Here is a 15651-nt window from a genome sequence, read left to right on the forward strand (position 1 = left end):
CCAATAAATCGCATTCCATCCGCAATTGATCGGCGTAACCTTGTCGTTATCAGCCTTTGGGAGGAGGCATTCCGACAACGCAGGAACGGTCAGGCGGCTTTTGGGCCGGCGCGTCCGCTCGTCTTTCTCCCCATGGCAACGATGCAGGCGCGGTTCTTAGGCGCCAACACGTGACGAATTGGGTGAAGCGGTGTTTTTGACGAAGCTGATGATCAACAACGAGGAGATGGACGCCTCCGAGGGGGCGACCTTCGAACGCCTCGATCCGCTGACCGGCGATGTCGCAACGATCGCCTCGGCGGGGTCCGTCGCCGACATGAGGAGGGCGGCCAATGCGGCCGCTGCCGCCTTTCCCGACTGGTCGCAGACCGGCCCTGGCGAGCGGCGCAGACTGCTGAATGCCGCCGCCGATCTCCTCGATGTCAGGACGCCGGAACTCATCGCCGCCATGACCGGCGAAACCGGCGCCACAACGCAATGGGCGGCGATCAATTGCGGGCTCGGCGCAGACATCCTCCGCGAGGCGGCAGCGATGACCACGCAAATCTCGGGCGAGCTCATTCCTTCGGCCATTCCGGGAAGCCTCGCCATGGCGGTGCGCCAGCCGGCCGGCGTCTGCGTCGGCATTGCCCCCTGGAATGCGCCCATCATCCTCGGGACCCGCGCCGTCGCCATGCCGCTGGCCTGCGGCAACACCGTCGTCCTGAAAGCATCCGAGCTCTGCCCGAAGACCCACGGCCTGATTGGCGACATCCTGCGTGACGCCGGCTTTCCCCGTGGCGTCGTCAATGTCGTTTCCAATGCACCGAGCGATGCCGCCGCCATCGTCGACGCCCTGATCGCCCATCCGGCCGTCCGCCGCATCAACTTCACCGGCTCCACCCGAGTGGGCAGAATCATCGCCGAATCCTCGGCGAGGCATCTCAAGCGCTGCCTGCTCGAACTCGGCGGCAAGGCGCCGTTCATCGTGCTTGCCGACGCCGATATCGATGAGGCAGTGAGCGCCGCCGCCTTCGGTGCCTTCATGAACCAGGGTCAGATCTGCATGTCCACCGAACGGATCATCCTGATGGACGAGATCGCCGACGGCTTCGTCGGCAAATTTCGGACGAAGGCCGAAACCCTGATCGCGGGCCATCCAGGAGACGGCAACACGCCGCTCGGTACGCTGATCAACGCCGAAGCCGTCCGCCGCGTCCGGTCGCTCATTGACGATGCCCTGCAGAAGGGCGCGGTCCTCGTCTGCGGCGGCGAGGCGCACGGCACGCTGATGGATGCGACCGTCATCGATCACGTAACGCCGGCCATGCGCATCTATCGCGAGGAGAGCTTCGGGCCGGTGGCGGCGATCATCCGGGTCGGCAGCGTCGACGAGGCGGTGACGGTTGCCAACGACAACGAATACGGGCTTTCGGCGGCGGTTTTCAGCGCCGATGTCAATGTGGCGATGGCCGTCGCCATGCGGCTCGAATCCGGCATCTGCCACATCAACGAAGCCACCGTTTCCGACGAGCCGCAAATGCCGTTCGGCGGTGTCAAATCAAGCGGCTACGGCCGCTTCGGCGGCAAGGCCGCAATCGACGAATTCACCGAGCTGCGATGGGTCACCGTGGCATCGGGGAAACGGCACTACCCGATCTGAATCCGGATCGGCGGGGATGAACCATGGAAACGGGCGGGAGGCCCGTCTCGAGAGGGAGGAATGATTACATGAACGGAAAACTCAACGCGGCATCGCTCAGCCGCCGCTCTTTCATCGCATCGACCGTGGCAGGCGGCGCGGCCTTGGCGCTTGCCGGCCGCACGGCCTTTGCCGCGAGCGGCGATACGCTGAAGATCGGCTTCATCAGTCCGCGCACCGGCCCTCTCGGCGGCTTCGGCGAGACCGACGGCTATGTGCTCGAACTGGCGCGCAAGGCACTGGCGAACGGCCTGCAGGCCGGCGGCAAGACCTGGAAGGTGGAGATTCTCGACCAGGACACCCAGTCCGACCCCTCGCGCGCCGGTCAGCTGGCGAAGGACCTGATCAACAACCAGGCAATCGACCTGATGCTCGCGGTTTCGACGCCCGAAACGATCAATCCGGTGGCCGACGCCTGCGAGGCAGCAGGCATTCCCTGCCTGTCGACGGTCATGCCCTGGGAAGCGTGGTATTTCGGCCGTGGCGCCAAGCCCGGGGCGCCTTCGCCGTTCAAGTGGACCTACCATTTCGGCTTCGGCGTCGAAGAATTCCACAAGGCCTATGTCTCGCAGTGGAACCTGATCGAGACCAACAAGAAGGTCGGCGTCATGTATCCCAACGATGCCGACGGCAATGCGATCCGCGCCCATCTGGCGCCGGCGCTCGCCAAGGCGGGCTTCACCATCGTCGATCCCGGCGCCTATGAAACCGGAACCACCGACTTTTCCGCGCAGATCGCTCTCTTCCGGCAAGAGGGCGTGGAGATCTTCAACTCGTTCCCGATCCCGCCCGACTTCGCCGCCTTCTGGCGTCAGGCGGCACAGCAGGGCCTCACCCAGCAGATCAAGATCTGCCAGGTCGCCAAGACCGGCCTCTTTCCATCAGACATCGAAGCGCTCGGCGATCTCGGCCTCAACATCGGCAGCGCCGCTTACTGGCACAAGGCCTTCCCTTACAAATCCACGCTGACGGGCGTCTCCGGAACCGAACTCGCCGATGGCTATGAAGCCGCAAGCGGCAAGCAGTGGACGCAGCAGCTTGGCGCCACGCTCGCCCTTCTCGACGCCGGTTTCGATGCGCTGAAGGCGAGCACCGACGTCAAGAGCAAGGAGGCGGTGGCGAAGGCGTTGGCCACGCTGAAGACCACGACGATCGCCGGCAAAGTCGACTTCACCAGCGGTCCCGTCGCCAATGTGTCTCCTGGACCGATCATCGGCACGCAATGGGTGAAAGCGCCGGAGGGCTCGAAATTCGCGCTCGACTATGTCGTCACCGAAAACGCCACCGACCCCAATGTCCCGGTCGGTGCCAAGCTCATCGCTTACAACGGATAACGCAAAGTGCTGCAGGAAGCTCAAAGACGGCCCGGAGGAGCCTTTCTCTCGGCCAGGGAATCCACAAACGGTTCGGCGCCCTCGTCGTGCTGGAGAATCTCGATTTCTCCATGGGCGATGGCGAGGCGGTCGGTATCGTCGGGCCGAACGGCGCGGGCAAGACGACGCTGCTCTCCGTGCTGGCCGGCGCCTTCCCGCCAAGTGCGGGGACCATTACCTTCGACGGCACTGAGGTCACCAACCGGACGGCGGCGGAGCGCTGCCGTTCCGGGCTCGTTCGAACCCATCAGATTCCCAAGCCCTTCAGCGGCATGACGACCTTCGAGAATGTCTTCGTCGCCGCCTCGCACGGCAATGCCGCAAGCCGCGACGAGGCCTATGAGCGCGTGGTGGATTCGCTTTCGCTCTGCGGCATGCTTGGCGTCGCCAACCGCCCGGCCGACACGCTCGGTCTCCTCGATCGCAAACGCCTGGAGCTTGCCCGTGCGCTCGCCACGCAGCCGAGACTGTTGCTGCTCGACGAGATCGGCGGCGGCCTGACCGATGGCGAAGCGAGCGAACTCGTGGAAACAATCCTGGAATTGCGCCGCCGCGGCATAGGCATCGTCTGGATCGAGCATATCGTTCATATCCTGCTGCAGGTGGCGGAACGGCTGATCTGCATGGATGCCGGCAGGATCATTGCCGATGGCGAACCGAAATCGGTCATGAGCAATGCGGAAGTGGTCAAGGCCTATCTCGGAGGGACACCCGCATGAGCCTCCTCTCCATTGAGAACCTCGACGTCCGCCACGGCCTGCTGCAGGCGGTGCGCGGGGTCAGTTTCGATATCGCCAAAGGCGAGGTGCTGGCGCTGGTCGGCGCAAACGGCGCGGGCAAGACGACGCTGCTGAGATCGATCGCCGGCGCCCATCTTCCATCCTCCGGCCACGTCCGTCTCAACGACGAGGATCTGGCCACCGTCCCCTCCCACAAGCGGATCGCCAAGGGCATCGCCCTGGTGCCGGAAGGCCGGCGCCTGTTTTCGCAGATGACCGTCGAAGAGAACCTGCTTCTCGGCAAGAGCTGCGGGCGCAAAGGCGAGTGGAGCATCGATCGCGTTCTCGACGCCTTCCCGAACCTGAAACCCCGCCGGCACGCCAAAACCGGGCACCTGTCGGGCGGAGAACAGCAGGCGACCGCCATCGGCCGGGCGCTGATGAGCAATCCCGACATTCTTCTGCTGGACGAGGTCTCCCTCGGACTGTCTCCTTTGGTCGTCGACCGCGTCTACGCCCAGCTGCAGGCATTGCTGACCTCGGGAACGACTATCGTGCTGGTCGAACAGGATCTTGCCCGGGCCATGGGTGTGGCAAGCCGTGTCATCTGCATGCTGGAAGGACGCATCGTCCTCGACAGGACGGCAGCCGCCGTCACGCGCGACGAAGTCACCAAAGCCTATTTCGGATTGCACCGGGCAGCCGGCCAAAGGAGCGCATCATGATCAATTCCCTGCTCCAGGGCATCCTGCTCGGCGGCTATTACGCCGTCATCGCCTGCGGCCTGTCCTTCATGTTCTCCGTCATGCGGGTCATCAATCTCGCGCATGGCAGCCTGGCGGTCGCTGCCGCCTACGGGCTGTGGCTGCTCGCCTCCAAAGCCGGCATCCCGCCTTTCGCCGGCCTGCTGATCGTGCTGCCCGTCATGGCGGTGATCGGCTGGCTGCTGCAGCGCTTCATTCTCGAACGCAGCGCCCGCGGCGGCACGCTGCTGCCGATTCTGACGACCTTCGGCCTGTCGATCGTCATCGACAATCTGCTGTTCGAACAATTCGGCGCCGACACAAGATCGCTCGCACCCTTCATCGGCAACCTGTCCTATGCATCCTGGCAACTGCCGGGTCACATCTTCGTCGGCAAGCTTGCCGTCCTGATGATGGTGACCGCGGTCGTCGTTCTCGGCGCGCTGCAGGTCTTCCTCAACCGATTTGCGCTGGGCCGCGCCATCCGCGCCACGGCCGAAGATCCCGATACGGCAGGGCTCGTCGGCATCGATGCCCGCAGGGTGAACGCCGTCGCCACCGCCATCACCATGGTCACGGTCGGGATCGCCGGGGCATTTCTCGGAATGCGGGCGACGTTCAGCCCCTATGCGGGAGGCCCGCAGCTTCTCTTTGCCTTCGAGACCGCGGTCATCGGCGGAGCCGGATCGCTCTGGGGCACGCTCGTCGGCGGTATCGTTCTTGGGCTTGCCCAGTCGCTTGGCGCGCAATTGCATCCGCAAGGCTTCCTGATCGGCGGCCATGCCGTGTTCCTGCTGGTGCTCTTCGTCAGGCTGTCCGGGTTCGGCATGCCGATTCTCGACAAGCTTGGCGCATCCTTCAAATTTCACGCCCGTCTCCGGAGCCCGACATGACATTCGTCTCCAACGGAATATCGATAGAACGCTGGACGAAATCGTCGCGGGTGGCGCTCGCCTCCATGGCGGCGGTGCTTGCCCTGCTGATCTTCGCCCCAGCCGTGCTCGGCGCCGGCGCGATCGACCGGATGACCGCCCTGTTCATCTACGTGATCCTTGCTGCCATGTGGAATGCACTTGCCGGGTTCGGCGGGCTCGTCTCTGTCGGCCAGCAGGTGTTCTTCGGCCTCGGCGCCTATTTTACCATTCGCCTCGCCGATGCGGGGCTCGATCCTTTCGTCTCCGTCTTTGCGGCCGCGATCGTGACCGGCGCATTGTCGATCCCGCTTTCGCTGTTCATGCTGCGTCTAAAGGGCGGTGAGTTCGCGATCGGCATGTGGGTCGTGGCCGAACTCGCGCATCTGCTCGTCAACCTCGACCGCCTCATTCAAGGGGAAACGGGAACCTCGCTGATCTCGCTCAACGTCTATGACAGCGCGACGCGGCGGGCCGCGATCTACTGGTTGGCCCTGGCGTCCATGGTGGCGCTGCTCGGCGCTCTCTTCATGCTGATGCGCAGCCGCGCAGGGGCGGCGATGCAGGCGATCCGCGACAATGAAGAGGCGGCGACCTCGGTCGGCGTGCGCGTGATCGCGACCAAGAGGTTGCTCTTCGTGCTCGCCGCCTTCGGCATCGCCGTCGCCGGCGGCCTGTGGCTCGCGACCGCCACGACCTTCCAGCCGAAGACCTATTTCAGCGTCCAGTGGACGGCCTACATGATCTTCATGGTGCTCGTCGGCGGGATCAGCAAGTTCGAGGGCGCGATCCTCGGCGCCATCCTGTTCTTCGTGATCGAGACCTTCTTCGGCTCGGCCGGGGTCTGGTATCTGATCGGTCTCGGCGCCACCGCGCTGATTTTCTCGCTCTACCTGCCGCGCGGCCTCTGGGGCGAAGTCGAGCGCCGTTTCGACTTCCAGCTCCTGCCCGTCGGCTACCGGCTGAAATTGCCCGGCCCGAATAAAATCAAATGGGAAGAATGAACCGGCTTGCTTCCTGGTTTTCTTGCGAAAGGTGAAATCCATGCTTTTTGGTAAAACGATCCTGGTGACCGGCGTGGCCTCCGGCATCGGCGCGCGCACAGCGGAACTGGCCGGCCAGATGGGCGCCGAGGTCATCGGTGTCGATGTGCGCGAACCGGCAAATGGAAGTGCCACCTTCATCAAGGGCGATCTATCCACGCCATCGGGCGTTGCCGAGATTGTCGCACAGCTTCCGACGCGCCTCGAGGCGCTCGCCAATGTCGCCGGCCTTTCCGGCAACACCGGCATCGTTTCGACGCTCGCCGTCAATTTCTACGGGCTGCGCGCCCTGTCGGAAGCCGTGGCACCCCGCCTGCGCGAAGGCGGCGCCATCGTCAATGTCGCCTCGATCGCCGGCTACGGCTGGCGCGCCAATCTTGAACGGGCCAAGTCGCTTACCTCAATCGAAGGCTTTCCCGATGTGGCGGCTGTTGTCGCCGAACACGACCTCAAGGACGAGCAAGGCTACCCACTCTCCAAGGAGCTGCTGCTGCTCTGGACCATGCGCGCGGCCCACCAGCCATTGTTCAAGAACCGCGGCATCCGCGTCAATGCGGTGAGCCCAGGGCCGGTGGAAACACCGATCCTTAAACAGTTCCGCGCCGTGCTCGGCGATGCCCGGGTCGACAGCGACATCACCCGGGTCGGTCGTGCCGGGACCGCCGCCGATATCGCGCCCGCCGTGCTCTTTCTCTGCTCGGACGGCGCACGCTGGATCAACGGCGCCAATCTCGCCGCCGACGGCGGCCTCGAAGCATCCATCAACGCCGACGTGCTCGGCTTCTAACTCTTTTTTCAGGAGACACCACGATGAATATTGCCCTGCTCATAAACGGCGCAGACCGCGCAGCTTCCGGCGGCCGGACCTATGACCGCATCGATCCCTTCACCGAGAAGCTCGCAAGCCGGGCTGCGGCGGCAAACCTCGACGATGTCGCCGCAGCCGTCGATGCCGCCTCCGCCGCCTTCGCCGGCTGGTCGAAGACCGGTCCCAGTCAACGCCGCGCAATCCTGATGAAGGCTGCCGACATCATGGATTCCAAGGTGGGCGAGTTTACCAGGCTGATGATCGAAGAGACGGGCGCGACCGCACCGTGGGCCGGCTTCAACGTCATGCTCGCTGCCAATATCCTGCGCGAGGCGGGCGCCATGACGACGCAGATTTCAGGCGAAATCATCCCCTCCGACAAACCCGGCTCGCTTTCCATGGGTGTTCGCCAGGCCGCCGGCGTGTGCCTGGCGATCGCCCCCTGGAATGCGCCCGTTATCCTCGCCACCCGCGCCATCGCCATGCCGATCGCCTGCGGCAATTCAGTCATACTCAAAGCATCCGAACAATGCCCCGGCACGCATCGTTTGATCGCCACGGCGCTTACTGAAGCGGGTCTGCCCGCCGGCGTCATCAATGTGATTACCAATGCGCCGGAAGATGCGCCTGAAATCGTTGCGGCGCTGATCGCCCATCCCGCCGTCCGGCGGGTGAATTTCACCGGCTCGACCAAGGTCGGCAGGATCATCGCCGAGACCTGCGGCAGGCATCTGAAACCCGCCCTCCTCGAGCTCGGCGGCAAGGCGCCGTTGGTCATCCTTGACGACGCCGATATCGACGGCGCCGTCAATGCCGCCATCTTCGGCGCCTTCATGCATCAGGGCCAGATCTGCATGTCGACGGAGCGGATCATCGTCGACGAGACGATTGCCGATGAATTCGTCGCCAAACTGGCCGCCCGCGCCGGCCAGTTACCTGCCGGCGACCCGCGCGGCCACGTCGTTCTGGGTTCGCTGATCAGCCTCGACGCGGCGAAAAAGATGGAAGAGCTGATCGCCGATGCGCAGGCCAAGGGCGCGAAACTCGTCGCTGGCGGCAAACGCTCAGGCACCGTCGTCGAGGCGACGCTTCTCGATCACGTAACGCCCGGCATGCGCATCTATTCGGAAGAATCCTTCGGCCCGGTCAAGCCGATCATCCGCGTCTCCGGTGAGGAGGAAGCGATCCGCATCGCCAACGACACCGAATACGGCCTGTCCTCGGCCGTCTTCAGCCGCAACGTACAGCGGGCAATGGCCGTTGCGGCGCGGATCGAATCCGGCATCTGCCACATCAACGGCCCGACGCTGCACGACGAGGCGCAAATGCCTTTCGGCGGCGTCAAGGGCAGCGGCTACGGCCGCTTCGGCGGTAAGGCCGCGATCGCCGAATTCACCGATCTGCGCTGGATCACGGTGGAGGATCCTGCGCAGCATTATCCGTTCTGACGACGCAAGGCATCACCGGCGCCGCGACGACTATTGCAGTTGCGGCGCTGCCTTTGCCTTGCCCGCTTTTGCTGGGGCTTTACGCACTTTTGCTGGAATCGCCCTGAGGATCATTCAGCGCGTCGGCAAGCATCAGCCAAAGATCATGGGCAGGCGAAGGGATGGGGCGCGGATCCTCGTCGGAGATCCGAAGTTCGAAAGAGACCTCGTTCGATTTCAAGGTCGCCAGCATACGGCGGAATTTGGTCGCCTTGTCCGTGAACTGATCCGAGCCCTGCTCCCCCAGCACCGTGCGGAATGTTGCGATGGCCAGATTGAAGTTCCTCTGCAACTGCCCGAACGCCCCACGGTGCTTCTCCCGCATACTTGCATGGAGATCGCCAAGAGCAAGAGCCGCCGCCGCCCTGTTGAAATCGTCAAGGTTATCGTCGATCGACGCGATCAGTTCGTTGAGGGTGGCCGCCGAACGGCAAAGATCCGAATCGGCATAATCGACGTCCATTCGCCGCGTCAGGTCTCCGCTGATGACCGCAGCCACCAATGCTGCAATCTCGGCGCAGAATCGGGCCTTCTGATCTTTGAGATCGGTTACCGAGCCGTTCGCTGTCTCGACCATGCGCGGAGCCCTAGCGTGAAACGCCGCTGCCGCAGGATCCGCGGCGGATCATAAGCGCACAAGTGCGATGGACCATGTCGTATTCCCGTCTGGGCTGGTGACCAATCATGCCACTGTCACGAGTGAGCCCGGCACACGCCGTGACAAGAGCGCCCCCATCCAAGTCCGCAGCACTTAAAAAAGTCCTTCGGCGCCTAAACGGTCGGATCTTTTGCGCGCAGAATGGATAGCATCTACGCATTTCGATCATGATTGGAAGCGGCGACGGCCGGTTGAATAGCCGTTTCGGCGGCTGTCATTCACTCGGATGGTTAGGCAGCAGGCCTGCAATCCGAATTTTGTTCCAAATTAGAGAGTTAGAGCATAACGTCTTCCGAAAATAGTTCACATTTTTCGCCGTGGCGTTCTAACAACTCGTCCGGGAAAGCGTGGCCCACCGGCGCACCGCAATCATGCATTCCCCCGCAGCAAGAATTTCCGGGAACCTTTTCGACCGATCTGCATCCAATACTCGCTGACAAGGCGCAGCACCGCTGCTGCCGGAAGCATCCGTGCACGGACACAAGGAGACAGATCATGTTGAAACGAATTCTCGGCGCAACCTTCATCGCAGCGTCGCTCGGCGCGGCCGCGTTCGCCGCCGATGCCAAGCCGACCGATCCCCAGATCGCCCACATTGCCTACACGGCCGGGCAGATCGACGTCACCGCCGCGGAGCAGGCGTTGAAAAAGAGCAAGAATGCCGAGGTCATCGAATTCGCCAAGACCATGGAGCGCGACCACAAGGCCGTCAACGACCAGGCGCTTGCCCTCGTCAAGAAGCTGAACGTGACGCCGGAGGACAACAAGATCAGCCAGTCGCTCTCGACCCAGGCGAGCAAGGAACTGAAGACGCTTGATGGCCTCGACGGCGCGGCCTACGACAAGGCCTATATCGACAACGAAGTCGCCTATCACAAGTCGGTCAACGATGCGCTGGCCAAGGTGCTGATCCCTTCGGCTCAGAACAAGGAGCTGAAGTCGCTGCTGGAAACGGGCCTGACCCTGTTTAAAGAGCACCAGATGCATGCCGAGCATCTCTCTTCGATGATGAAGTAGAGTGGCGATGGGATCGCTGACGAAACTGCTGCCGCTGCTGTTCGCACTGCTTTGGGCTGGCAGCGGAGTCGCCTCGGCGGCGGAATATCAGATCACCATCGCGAGCATGAAATTCGGTGCGCCGCCGGCCGAGCTGCATGTCGGTGATGTGATCGTCTGGCGAAACGATGATATATTCCGGCATACGGCGACGGCCCGCGACAAGAGTTTCGATATCGAACTGCCGCCGAAATCGGAGGGCCGGATGACGATCAGCCAGGCGGGAGCGGTCGATTTCTATTGCCGCTTTCATCCCGCCATGACGGGCAAACTGGAGGTCCGGCCTTAGGGCCGGGCTCCTGGAAAGACGAGGCGAGCAGGAGGTTTTCCATGGCAGCCATTCCGGTTCCGGCCGAGCGACACCGGTTACCTCTATCGACAATTTCCGACGCCGAGCTCGTGCCGCTCGCGATGGTGGGCGACGAGCCCGCCATCCGCGCCATCGTCCAGCGTCACAATCAGCGCCTGTTCCGCACGGCCCGCGCCGTGATCCGCAGCGATTGGGAGGCGGAAGACGTCGTGCAGGCCGCCTATGTCAAAGCCTTCACCAATCTGGCAACCTTCCGCGGCGAGGCCGAGCTTTCGACATGGCTGACGCGGATAACGCTCAATGAGGCGCTGGGCCGCGTGCGGGCCCAAAAGAACACGACAGGGCTTGAGGAAATCGACATGCAGACGACGTCGCCGGGCGGCCGGGTACTTCAGTTTCCGTCCTCGCTTTCGCCAGCCGACCCGGAAGCCGAGCTGTCGCGAAGCCAGGCGCGCCACCTGCTTGAACATGCCGTCGACGAACTTCCGGATGATTTTCGCGCTGTCTTCGTGCTGCGCGACGTCGAGGGCATGAGCACGGACGAGACCGCCTCCTATCTCGGCATCAAACCCGAGACCGCCAAGACCCGGCTGCATCGGGCGCGGAAGATGATGCGCCAATCGATCGAAAAACAGCTCTCCGGCGCATTCCAGGCGCTCTTCCCCTTCGACGGCGCCCGCTGCGCCTCGATGGCCGATCGCGTCATCGCCGCCCTTCGCCAGACGTCGTAATATCTTGCGCCATCACTCGCCGGGAGGCGGACCCGTGGCCGGCGGAGAGACCCCACCGGCAACGGTGTTTCACTCTCATCTTTCCAGGACCAGCTGGGTCAGCTGGCCGTTCAACCTGTCGAGGTCATCCAGAACCTTGCGGATGCTAGCGCGTGCCTGGAGCATTTTGTCCATTTCCTGGTCGAGGGACGGTCCACCTGCGACGTTCAGGTTGTGAGCATCCATCGCGGGATGAGGGACTGGGTTCGGAAACGGGATGATGTCTGCCATTTGCATTCGCTATTTTCGTTTTCATGTGGGAAGGATGGAAACTCTCATGTGTCCAGCCCCGACAGTTTGACGGGACGGCATGCTTCATTGCCGGCCAACCGGAACATCTCGCAATTTCAGTAGGTTGCGTTTGTTCGTATAACAGTAAACGCCGGTGCAGCCTTAACAAACTCCTACTTCTGCACGCTCAGCCGGCTCCCCTAGCGGCTTTACCGCGTCAAACGGACAGCGATGCGAAATTCGGATAGGGCAACCGACGATTTAAATTGCCGTCAGACGCAAGTCCGCTGAATGCAGGCGATGAACGGTCAAGACAGATCGTGAAAAAGCTTGCCGAGGGACGCCGGACCTAAGTCGCATTGGCGGACCGGGATCCATTGCTCATATACAGGTTTGAGGCAGTCGCAAGGTCCGTGGAGGGGTGGAACTGGAGGAGAGTATGAAGTTCGGTCCCGACAATCATGAAGAGAGCTGCTCGCAAGGCCACAGTTCCGCGTCGACTATCGCAACAATCAAGGCAGCCCTTTCCGCTGACCCGGATATCGACAGCAGTGCCATCGAAATCAGAATGCTTGGGCCTGTCGTCCTGCTCGAAGGCTATATCACGAACACCGCAGACCGAGAGAAAGCCATAAGGCTCGCGGCAATGATCGTGGGCCCTGAAAATGTCCAGGACCGGATGTTGAGCCGCTTTCCGACGCAATAGCGAACGCCATGCGGGGGTACTAGGATCTTGTAGCGGCCCGTCTGAGGCCCGGAAACACGCAGGGAGGTGATGCGTCGAAGCAGTCACCGATCAGACCACCAAGACCAAGACAAACGTTCACCCGCAAGGCCGCGTCTCGCCGGGGTTTGAGCCCCCGGCCGAGGAATTGAGCCACAGCGCGATGATCTCGGCTTTGGGCACGGCTTTGCTGTATAGGAACCCCTGCGCCGAACCACATCCGTTTGCTGCTAGGAAGGCCGCCTGCTCGACGGTCTCGACGCCTTCGGCCACGACCTCCTGTCCGAGACAGCGCGCGATCGACAGGATCGCCTTCACAAGTTCCTCGTTGCGTCTATCCGTGCTGTTGATGAATGACCGGTCGATCTTCAGCGTGTCGATCGGAAAGCGCGCCAAATAGTTTAGCGCCGAATAGCCGGTACCAAAATCGTCGATGGCGATCGAAAATCCCATGCCGCGAATTTCCGAGAGCGTTTCCAGCGTCTCATCCTTCTGATCGAGAAGCAGGCTCTCGGTGATTTCGATTTCGATCCATTCCGCACGGCAGCGGGTCTCGTGGAGAATTTCGGCGATCGACTTCACCAGTCCGGCGGATTGGAATTGCTTGACCGATAGGTTGACCGCCACCTTGTGCGGCGACCGGCCGTCGGCATTCAATTCGGCCGCTGTCTGGCAGGCCTCGCGCAGCACCCATCGCCCGAGCTCCACGATCAGCCCCGTGTCTTCTGCGACCGGAATGAAGCGGACGGGAGGAATCATGCCCATTTCGGGGTGACGCCATCGCAGCAAGGCTTCGGAGCCGACCATTGCTCCGCTGTCCAGAAGTATCTTGGGCTGGTAATGCAGTTCCAGCTCTGCGCGCTCGATGGCGCGGCGCAATTCCGATTCCAGCCGCATGCGCTCCTCGGCGCTTGCAGTCAGGTCCTTCGAGTAGAAGCGAAAATTGCTTCGTCCCGAGCGTTTGGCGAGATACATCGCCGAGTCCGCGTATTTCACCAGGTCGTTGGCGTCTGCGCTGTCGTCGGGATAGAGCGCGATGCCGACGCTGCAGGAAATGAATACCTCCTTGCCATCAAGCAGGAAACCTTCCTTGAACTTCTCGAGGATCCTGCCAGCCGTCCGGCCAAGATCGTCGCCTTGGCGGACATCCGACAGCAGGATGGCGAATTCGTCGCCGCCGAGACGGGCGACGGTATCGTAGCTACGGACGCTCGCATTGAGGCGAGCGGCCGCCTGGCAGAGCAGTTCGTCGCCAACGGGATGCCCCATCGTGTCGTTGACCACCTTGAAATGATCGATATCGATCAGCATCACGCCGGCCCGCTGGCCTCGCGATACCGCTGACGTGACCATCTGCCGGAGGCGATCGTTGAACAGCGATCGGTTCGGCAGCGAGGTCAGGGGATCGTAAAAGGCCATCTGATGGATTTTCTGGCGCGAGGCATTCAGCTCAGTGATGTCGCGCTCCACGCCAAGAATCCCGGTAACCTCTCCTCCTGCGCCCCGGAGCGGGACCTTGCGCTTCTCAAGAAGAACCAATCGATCAAGTTCATGGGAGCAGCCCCATTCCTCGCTGACGATGATGCCGCCGGCCTGGAGCGCGCCCCTGTCCGTGTCTCGATAAAGCTGCGCCGTTTCAGCGTCGAACAGATCGAAATCCGTCTTTCCCAAGATGTCGGCTTCCGCCTTTCCGAGAAATCGCTCGAAGGCGGGATTGCACAGGAGATAGGCGCCGTCCATGTCCTTGACCCAGACCATGTCGGGGATGGTCTGGAGCACGCTGAGCAGCTGCGTCCGCACCGAGTTTATGGCTTCTTCCGCCTGTTTCCGCTCGGTAATGTCGCGCGAGAGCGCAATAAGCGTGGTGGAGGCGGGATCGGTACTCGGCCGTTTGGCCACCGAGAGTTCGAACCACCGCGTCTCCCCGTTCGGCAGGAGAATCCGGATGCATCGGCCATAGGCAACGCCCTCCCTGGCAGCCGTGCCGAGCGCCTCCATGGCGATCGCTGCCTGATCGGGCGCAAGAATATCGTTGACCGTCCTGCCGAGCAGCATCTCCCTCTGCTGGGCCAGCAGTTCCGGGCTTCGCGTCCAGACCTGAAGATAACGGCCCTCCTCGTCCACCTCGAAAAGAACGTCGGGAATGGCGGTGATGATGCCTTCTGCGAGCTCGAGCGCCTTTTTGAGTTCGCGCTCCGCCTGCTTGTGCTCGGTAATGTCGATGACGGCGGCGATCAGGCCAGCCGGATCGCCGTTCCCGGCTGTGAAAACCGCCTTGTTGTAGACGACATCGCGCGCCGCACCGCTCGCGGTGGTAATCTTCTTCTGGCGATATTGCCGGCCGTTTTCAAAGAGCGCCTCATCCTGAGCGAAATAATGGTCGACCGGGTACTGCGCATCGAGATCGAAATCGGTTTTCCCGATGATCTCGTCGCGCGTGCGGCCGAAGAAATCTTCGAAAGCCTTGTTGCAGCCGACGTAGCGGCCGTGCCAGTTCTTGTAAAAACCGGAAGGGGAAACGTGCCGAGCAATGCGTCAAGAAGCGCGCCCCGGTCGACCACGCCATCCGGATGATGCGCTCCGCCTTGGTCGCGATCGTGCCTTTCCATGAAAAGGGGCGCCTGCCGAACCTTCTGGGATGGCTACTTCATCGAGGATCTCCTCACCATAGGCAACAACCGGATGCGACATTCATCCAGCCGAGAATTCTTCCAAGAAAAGCCGCTCAAGTCATTTGAGGCGCAATTATATGAATATATGATCGTAATCCGACCAGCCGCTGTGACCGAGTGCGTCGGGCCTGCGCGGAATGTTGCGGTGAGAAAATTAAGAGATCCCTGCCGTCTTTCATGGTCCGCAATTTCATTGCGCTATAGGGATTCAGCATGCGCGAAGTGGATAGTTGCTGCTTTCCCTTCGTTAGGGCCGGCCGGATATTCGAACAAGGCAATCCGCCGGACAGCGCGATCAATCGGGAACCGGGCGGTCCTTTGTCCACAATCCGATGCCCGTAGCCACATCACGACAATTTCATGGCGCGTTCTTTGCAACGAACTGGTTTTATTGCGCTTTTCACAAAAACATTTACGCTTCTGAAACTTGGCCATCGCAGATTTAGCACTCAGAAGAAGGCTGCC

Annotated in this window: 14 protein-coding genes and 1 pseudogene; 12 read left to right on the forward strand and 3 right to left on the reverse strand. The window is 62.1% G+C overall.

Going from position 1 to position 15651, the window contains the following annotated elements:
- Positions 1 to 208 precede the first annotated feature (208 nt).
- The 8 genes from NE852_RS29810 (at position 209) to NE852_RS29845 (ending at position 8726) form a co-directional block, all read left to right on the forward strand.
- The gene (locus NE852_RS29810) at positions 209 to 1642 is read left to right on the forward strand and encodes an aldehyde dehydrogenase (RefSeq protein WP_374992024.1); all 1434 of its coding nucleotides are present in this window, start codon (positions 209 to 211) and stop codon (positions 1640 to 1642) included.
- 68 nt (positions 1643 to 1710) lie between these two features.
- Entirely contained in the window at positions 1711 to 3015 is a 1305-nt protein-coding gene (locus tag NE852_RS29815) for an ABC transporter substrate-binding protein (protein ID WP_008532120.1), read from the forward strand.
- A gap of 110 nt (positions 3016 to 3125) precedes the next feature.
- Positions 3126 to 3773, forward strand: a complete 648-nt coding sequence (locus NE852_RS29820; protein WP_258157196.1) for an ABC transporter ATP-binding protein — start codon at positions 3126 to 3128, stop codon at positions 3771 to 3773.
- A complete protein-coding gene (locus NE852_RS29825) occupies positions 3770 to 4498 on the forward strand; it encodes an ABC transporter ATP-binding protein (RefSeq protein WP_008532116.1) in 729 nt (242 codons plus the stop codon). Before NE852_RS29820 ends, NE852_RS29825 begins: the two co-directional genes overlap by 4 nt.
- Positions 4495 to 5409 carry a branched-chain amino acid ABC transporter permease gene (locus NE852_RS29830; protein ID WP_008532115.1) on the forward strand — a complete coding sequence of 305 codons (915 nt, stop codon included), beginning with the start codon at positions 4495 to 4497 and terminating at the stop codon, positions 5407 to 5409. The genes NE852_RS29825 and NE852_RS29830 overlap by 4 nt, the downstream gene beginning before the upstream one ends.
- Positions 5406 to 6431 carry a branched-chain amino acid ABC transporter permease gene (locus NE852_RS29835; protein WP_258157175.1) on the forward strand — a complete coding sequence of 342 codons (1026 nt, stop codon included), beginning with the start codon at positions 5406 to 5408 and terminating at the stop codon, positions 6429 to 6431. Before NE852_RS29830 ends, NE852_RS29835 begins: the two co-directional genes overlap by 4 nt.
- A 40-nt stretch (positions 6432 to 6471) precedes the next feature.
- Positions 6472 to 7257: a coniferyl-alcohol dehydrogenase gene (locus tag NE852_RS29840; RefSeq protein ID WP_258157176.1), complete on the forward strand. Its 786-nt coding sequence runs from the start codon at positions 6472 to 6474 to the stop codon at positions 7255 to 7257.
- 23 nt (positions 7258 to 7280) lie between these two features.
- Entirely contained in the window at positions 7281 to 8726 is a 1446-nt protein-coding gene (locus tag NE852_RS29845; RefSeq protein ID WP_008532111.1) for an aldehyde dehydrogenase, read from the forward strand.
- A 79-nt stretch (positions 8727 to 8805) separates the two neighbouring features.
- Here NE852_RS29845 and NE852_RS29850 read toward each other — a convergent pair whose 3' ends face one another.
- Positions 8806 to 9228, reverse strand: coding sequence for a chemotaxis protein (locus NE852_RS29850; protein ID WP_258157177.1), 423 nt, complete (start codon positions 9226 to 9228; stop codon positions 8806 to 8808).
- Between the two features lie 690 nt (positions 9229 to 9918).
- Between NE852_RS29850 and NE852_RS29855 the strand changes: the two genes are divergently transcribed.
- The 3 genes from NE852_RS29855 to NE852_RS29865 are packed head-to-tail and all read left to right on the forward strand — an operon-like array spanning position 9919 to position 11520.
- Positions 9919 to 10440, forward strand: coding sequence for a DUF4142 domain-containing protein (locus NE852_RS29855; RefSeq protein WP_008532108.1), 522 nt, complete (start codon positions 9919 to 9921; stop codon positions 10438 to 10440).
- Between the two features lie 7 nt (positions 10441 to 10447).
- A complete protein-coding gene (locus NE852_RS29860; RefSeq protein WP_008532107.1) occupies positions 10448 to 10768 on the forward strand; it encodes a cupredoxin family copper-binding protein in 321 nt (106 codons plus the stop codon).
- A 41-nt stretch (positions 10769 to 10809) separates the two neighbouring features.
- Positions 10810 to 11520 carry an RNA polymerase sigma factor gene (locus NE852_RS29865; protein WP_258157178.1) on the forward strand — a complete coding sequence of 237 codons (711 nt, stop codon included), beginning with the start codon at positions 10810 to 10812 and terminating at the stop codon, positions 11518 to 11520.
- 75 nt (positions 11521 to 11595) lie between these two features.
- On the opposite strand, the gene NE852_RS29870 is transcribed toward NE852_RS29865, so the two are convergent.
- Positions 11596 to 11790: a hypothetical protein gene (locus tag NE852_RS29870; protein ID WP_164841445.1), complete on the reverse strand. Its 195-nt coding sequence runs from the start codon at positions 11788 to 11790 to the stop codon at positions 11596 to 11598.
- Between the two features lie 439 nt (positions 11791 to 12229).
- Between NE852_RS29870 and NE852_RS29875 the strand changes: the two genes are divergently transcribed.
- Positions 12230 to 12496 carry a BON domain-containing protein gene (locus tag NE852_RS29875; protein ID WP_008532101.1) on the forward strand — a complete coding sequence of 89 codons (267 nt, stop codon included), beginning with the start codon at positions 12230 to 12232 and terminating at the stop codon, positions 12494 to 12496.
- A gap of 117 nt (positions 12497 to 12613) precedes the next feature.
- Here the strand turns inward: NE852_RS29875 and NE852_RS29880 are convergent.
- A pseudogene (locus NE852_RS29880) lies at positions 12614 to 15123 on the reverse strand (EAL domain-containing protein).
- Positions 15124 to 15651: the final 528 nt, after the last annotated feature.

The sequence above is a fragment of the Rhizobium sp. Pop5 genome (genome assembly GCF_024721175.1).
Classification (GTDB): Bacteria; Pseudomonadota; Alphaproteobacteria; order Rhizobiales; family Rhizobiaceae; genus Rhizobium.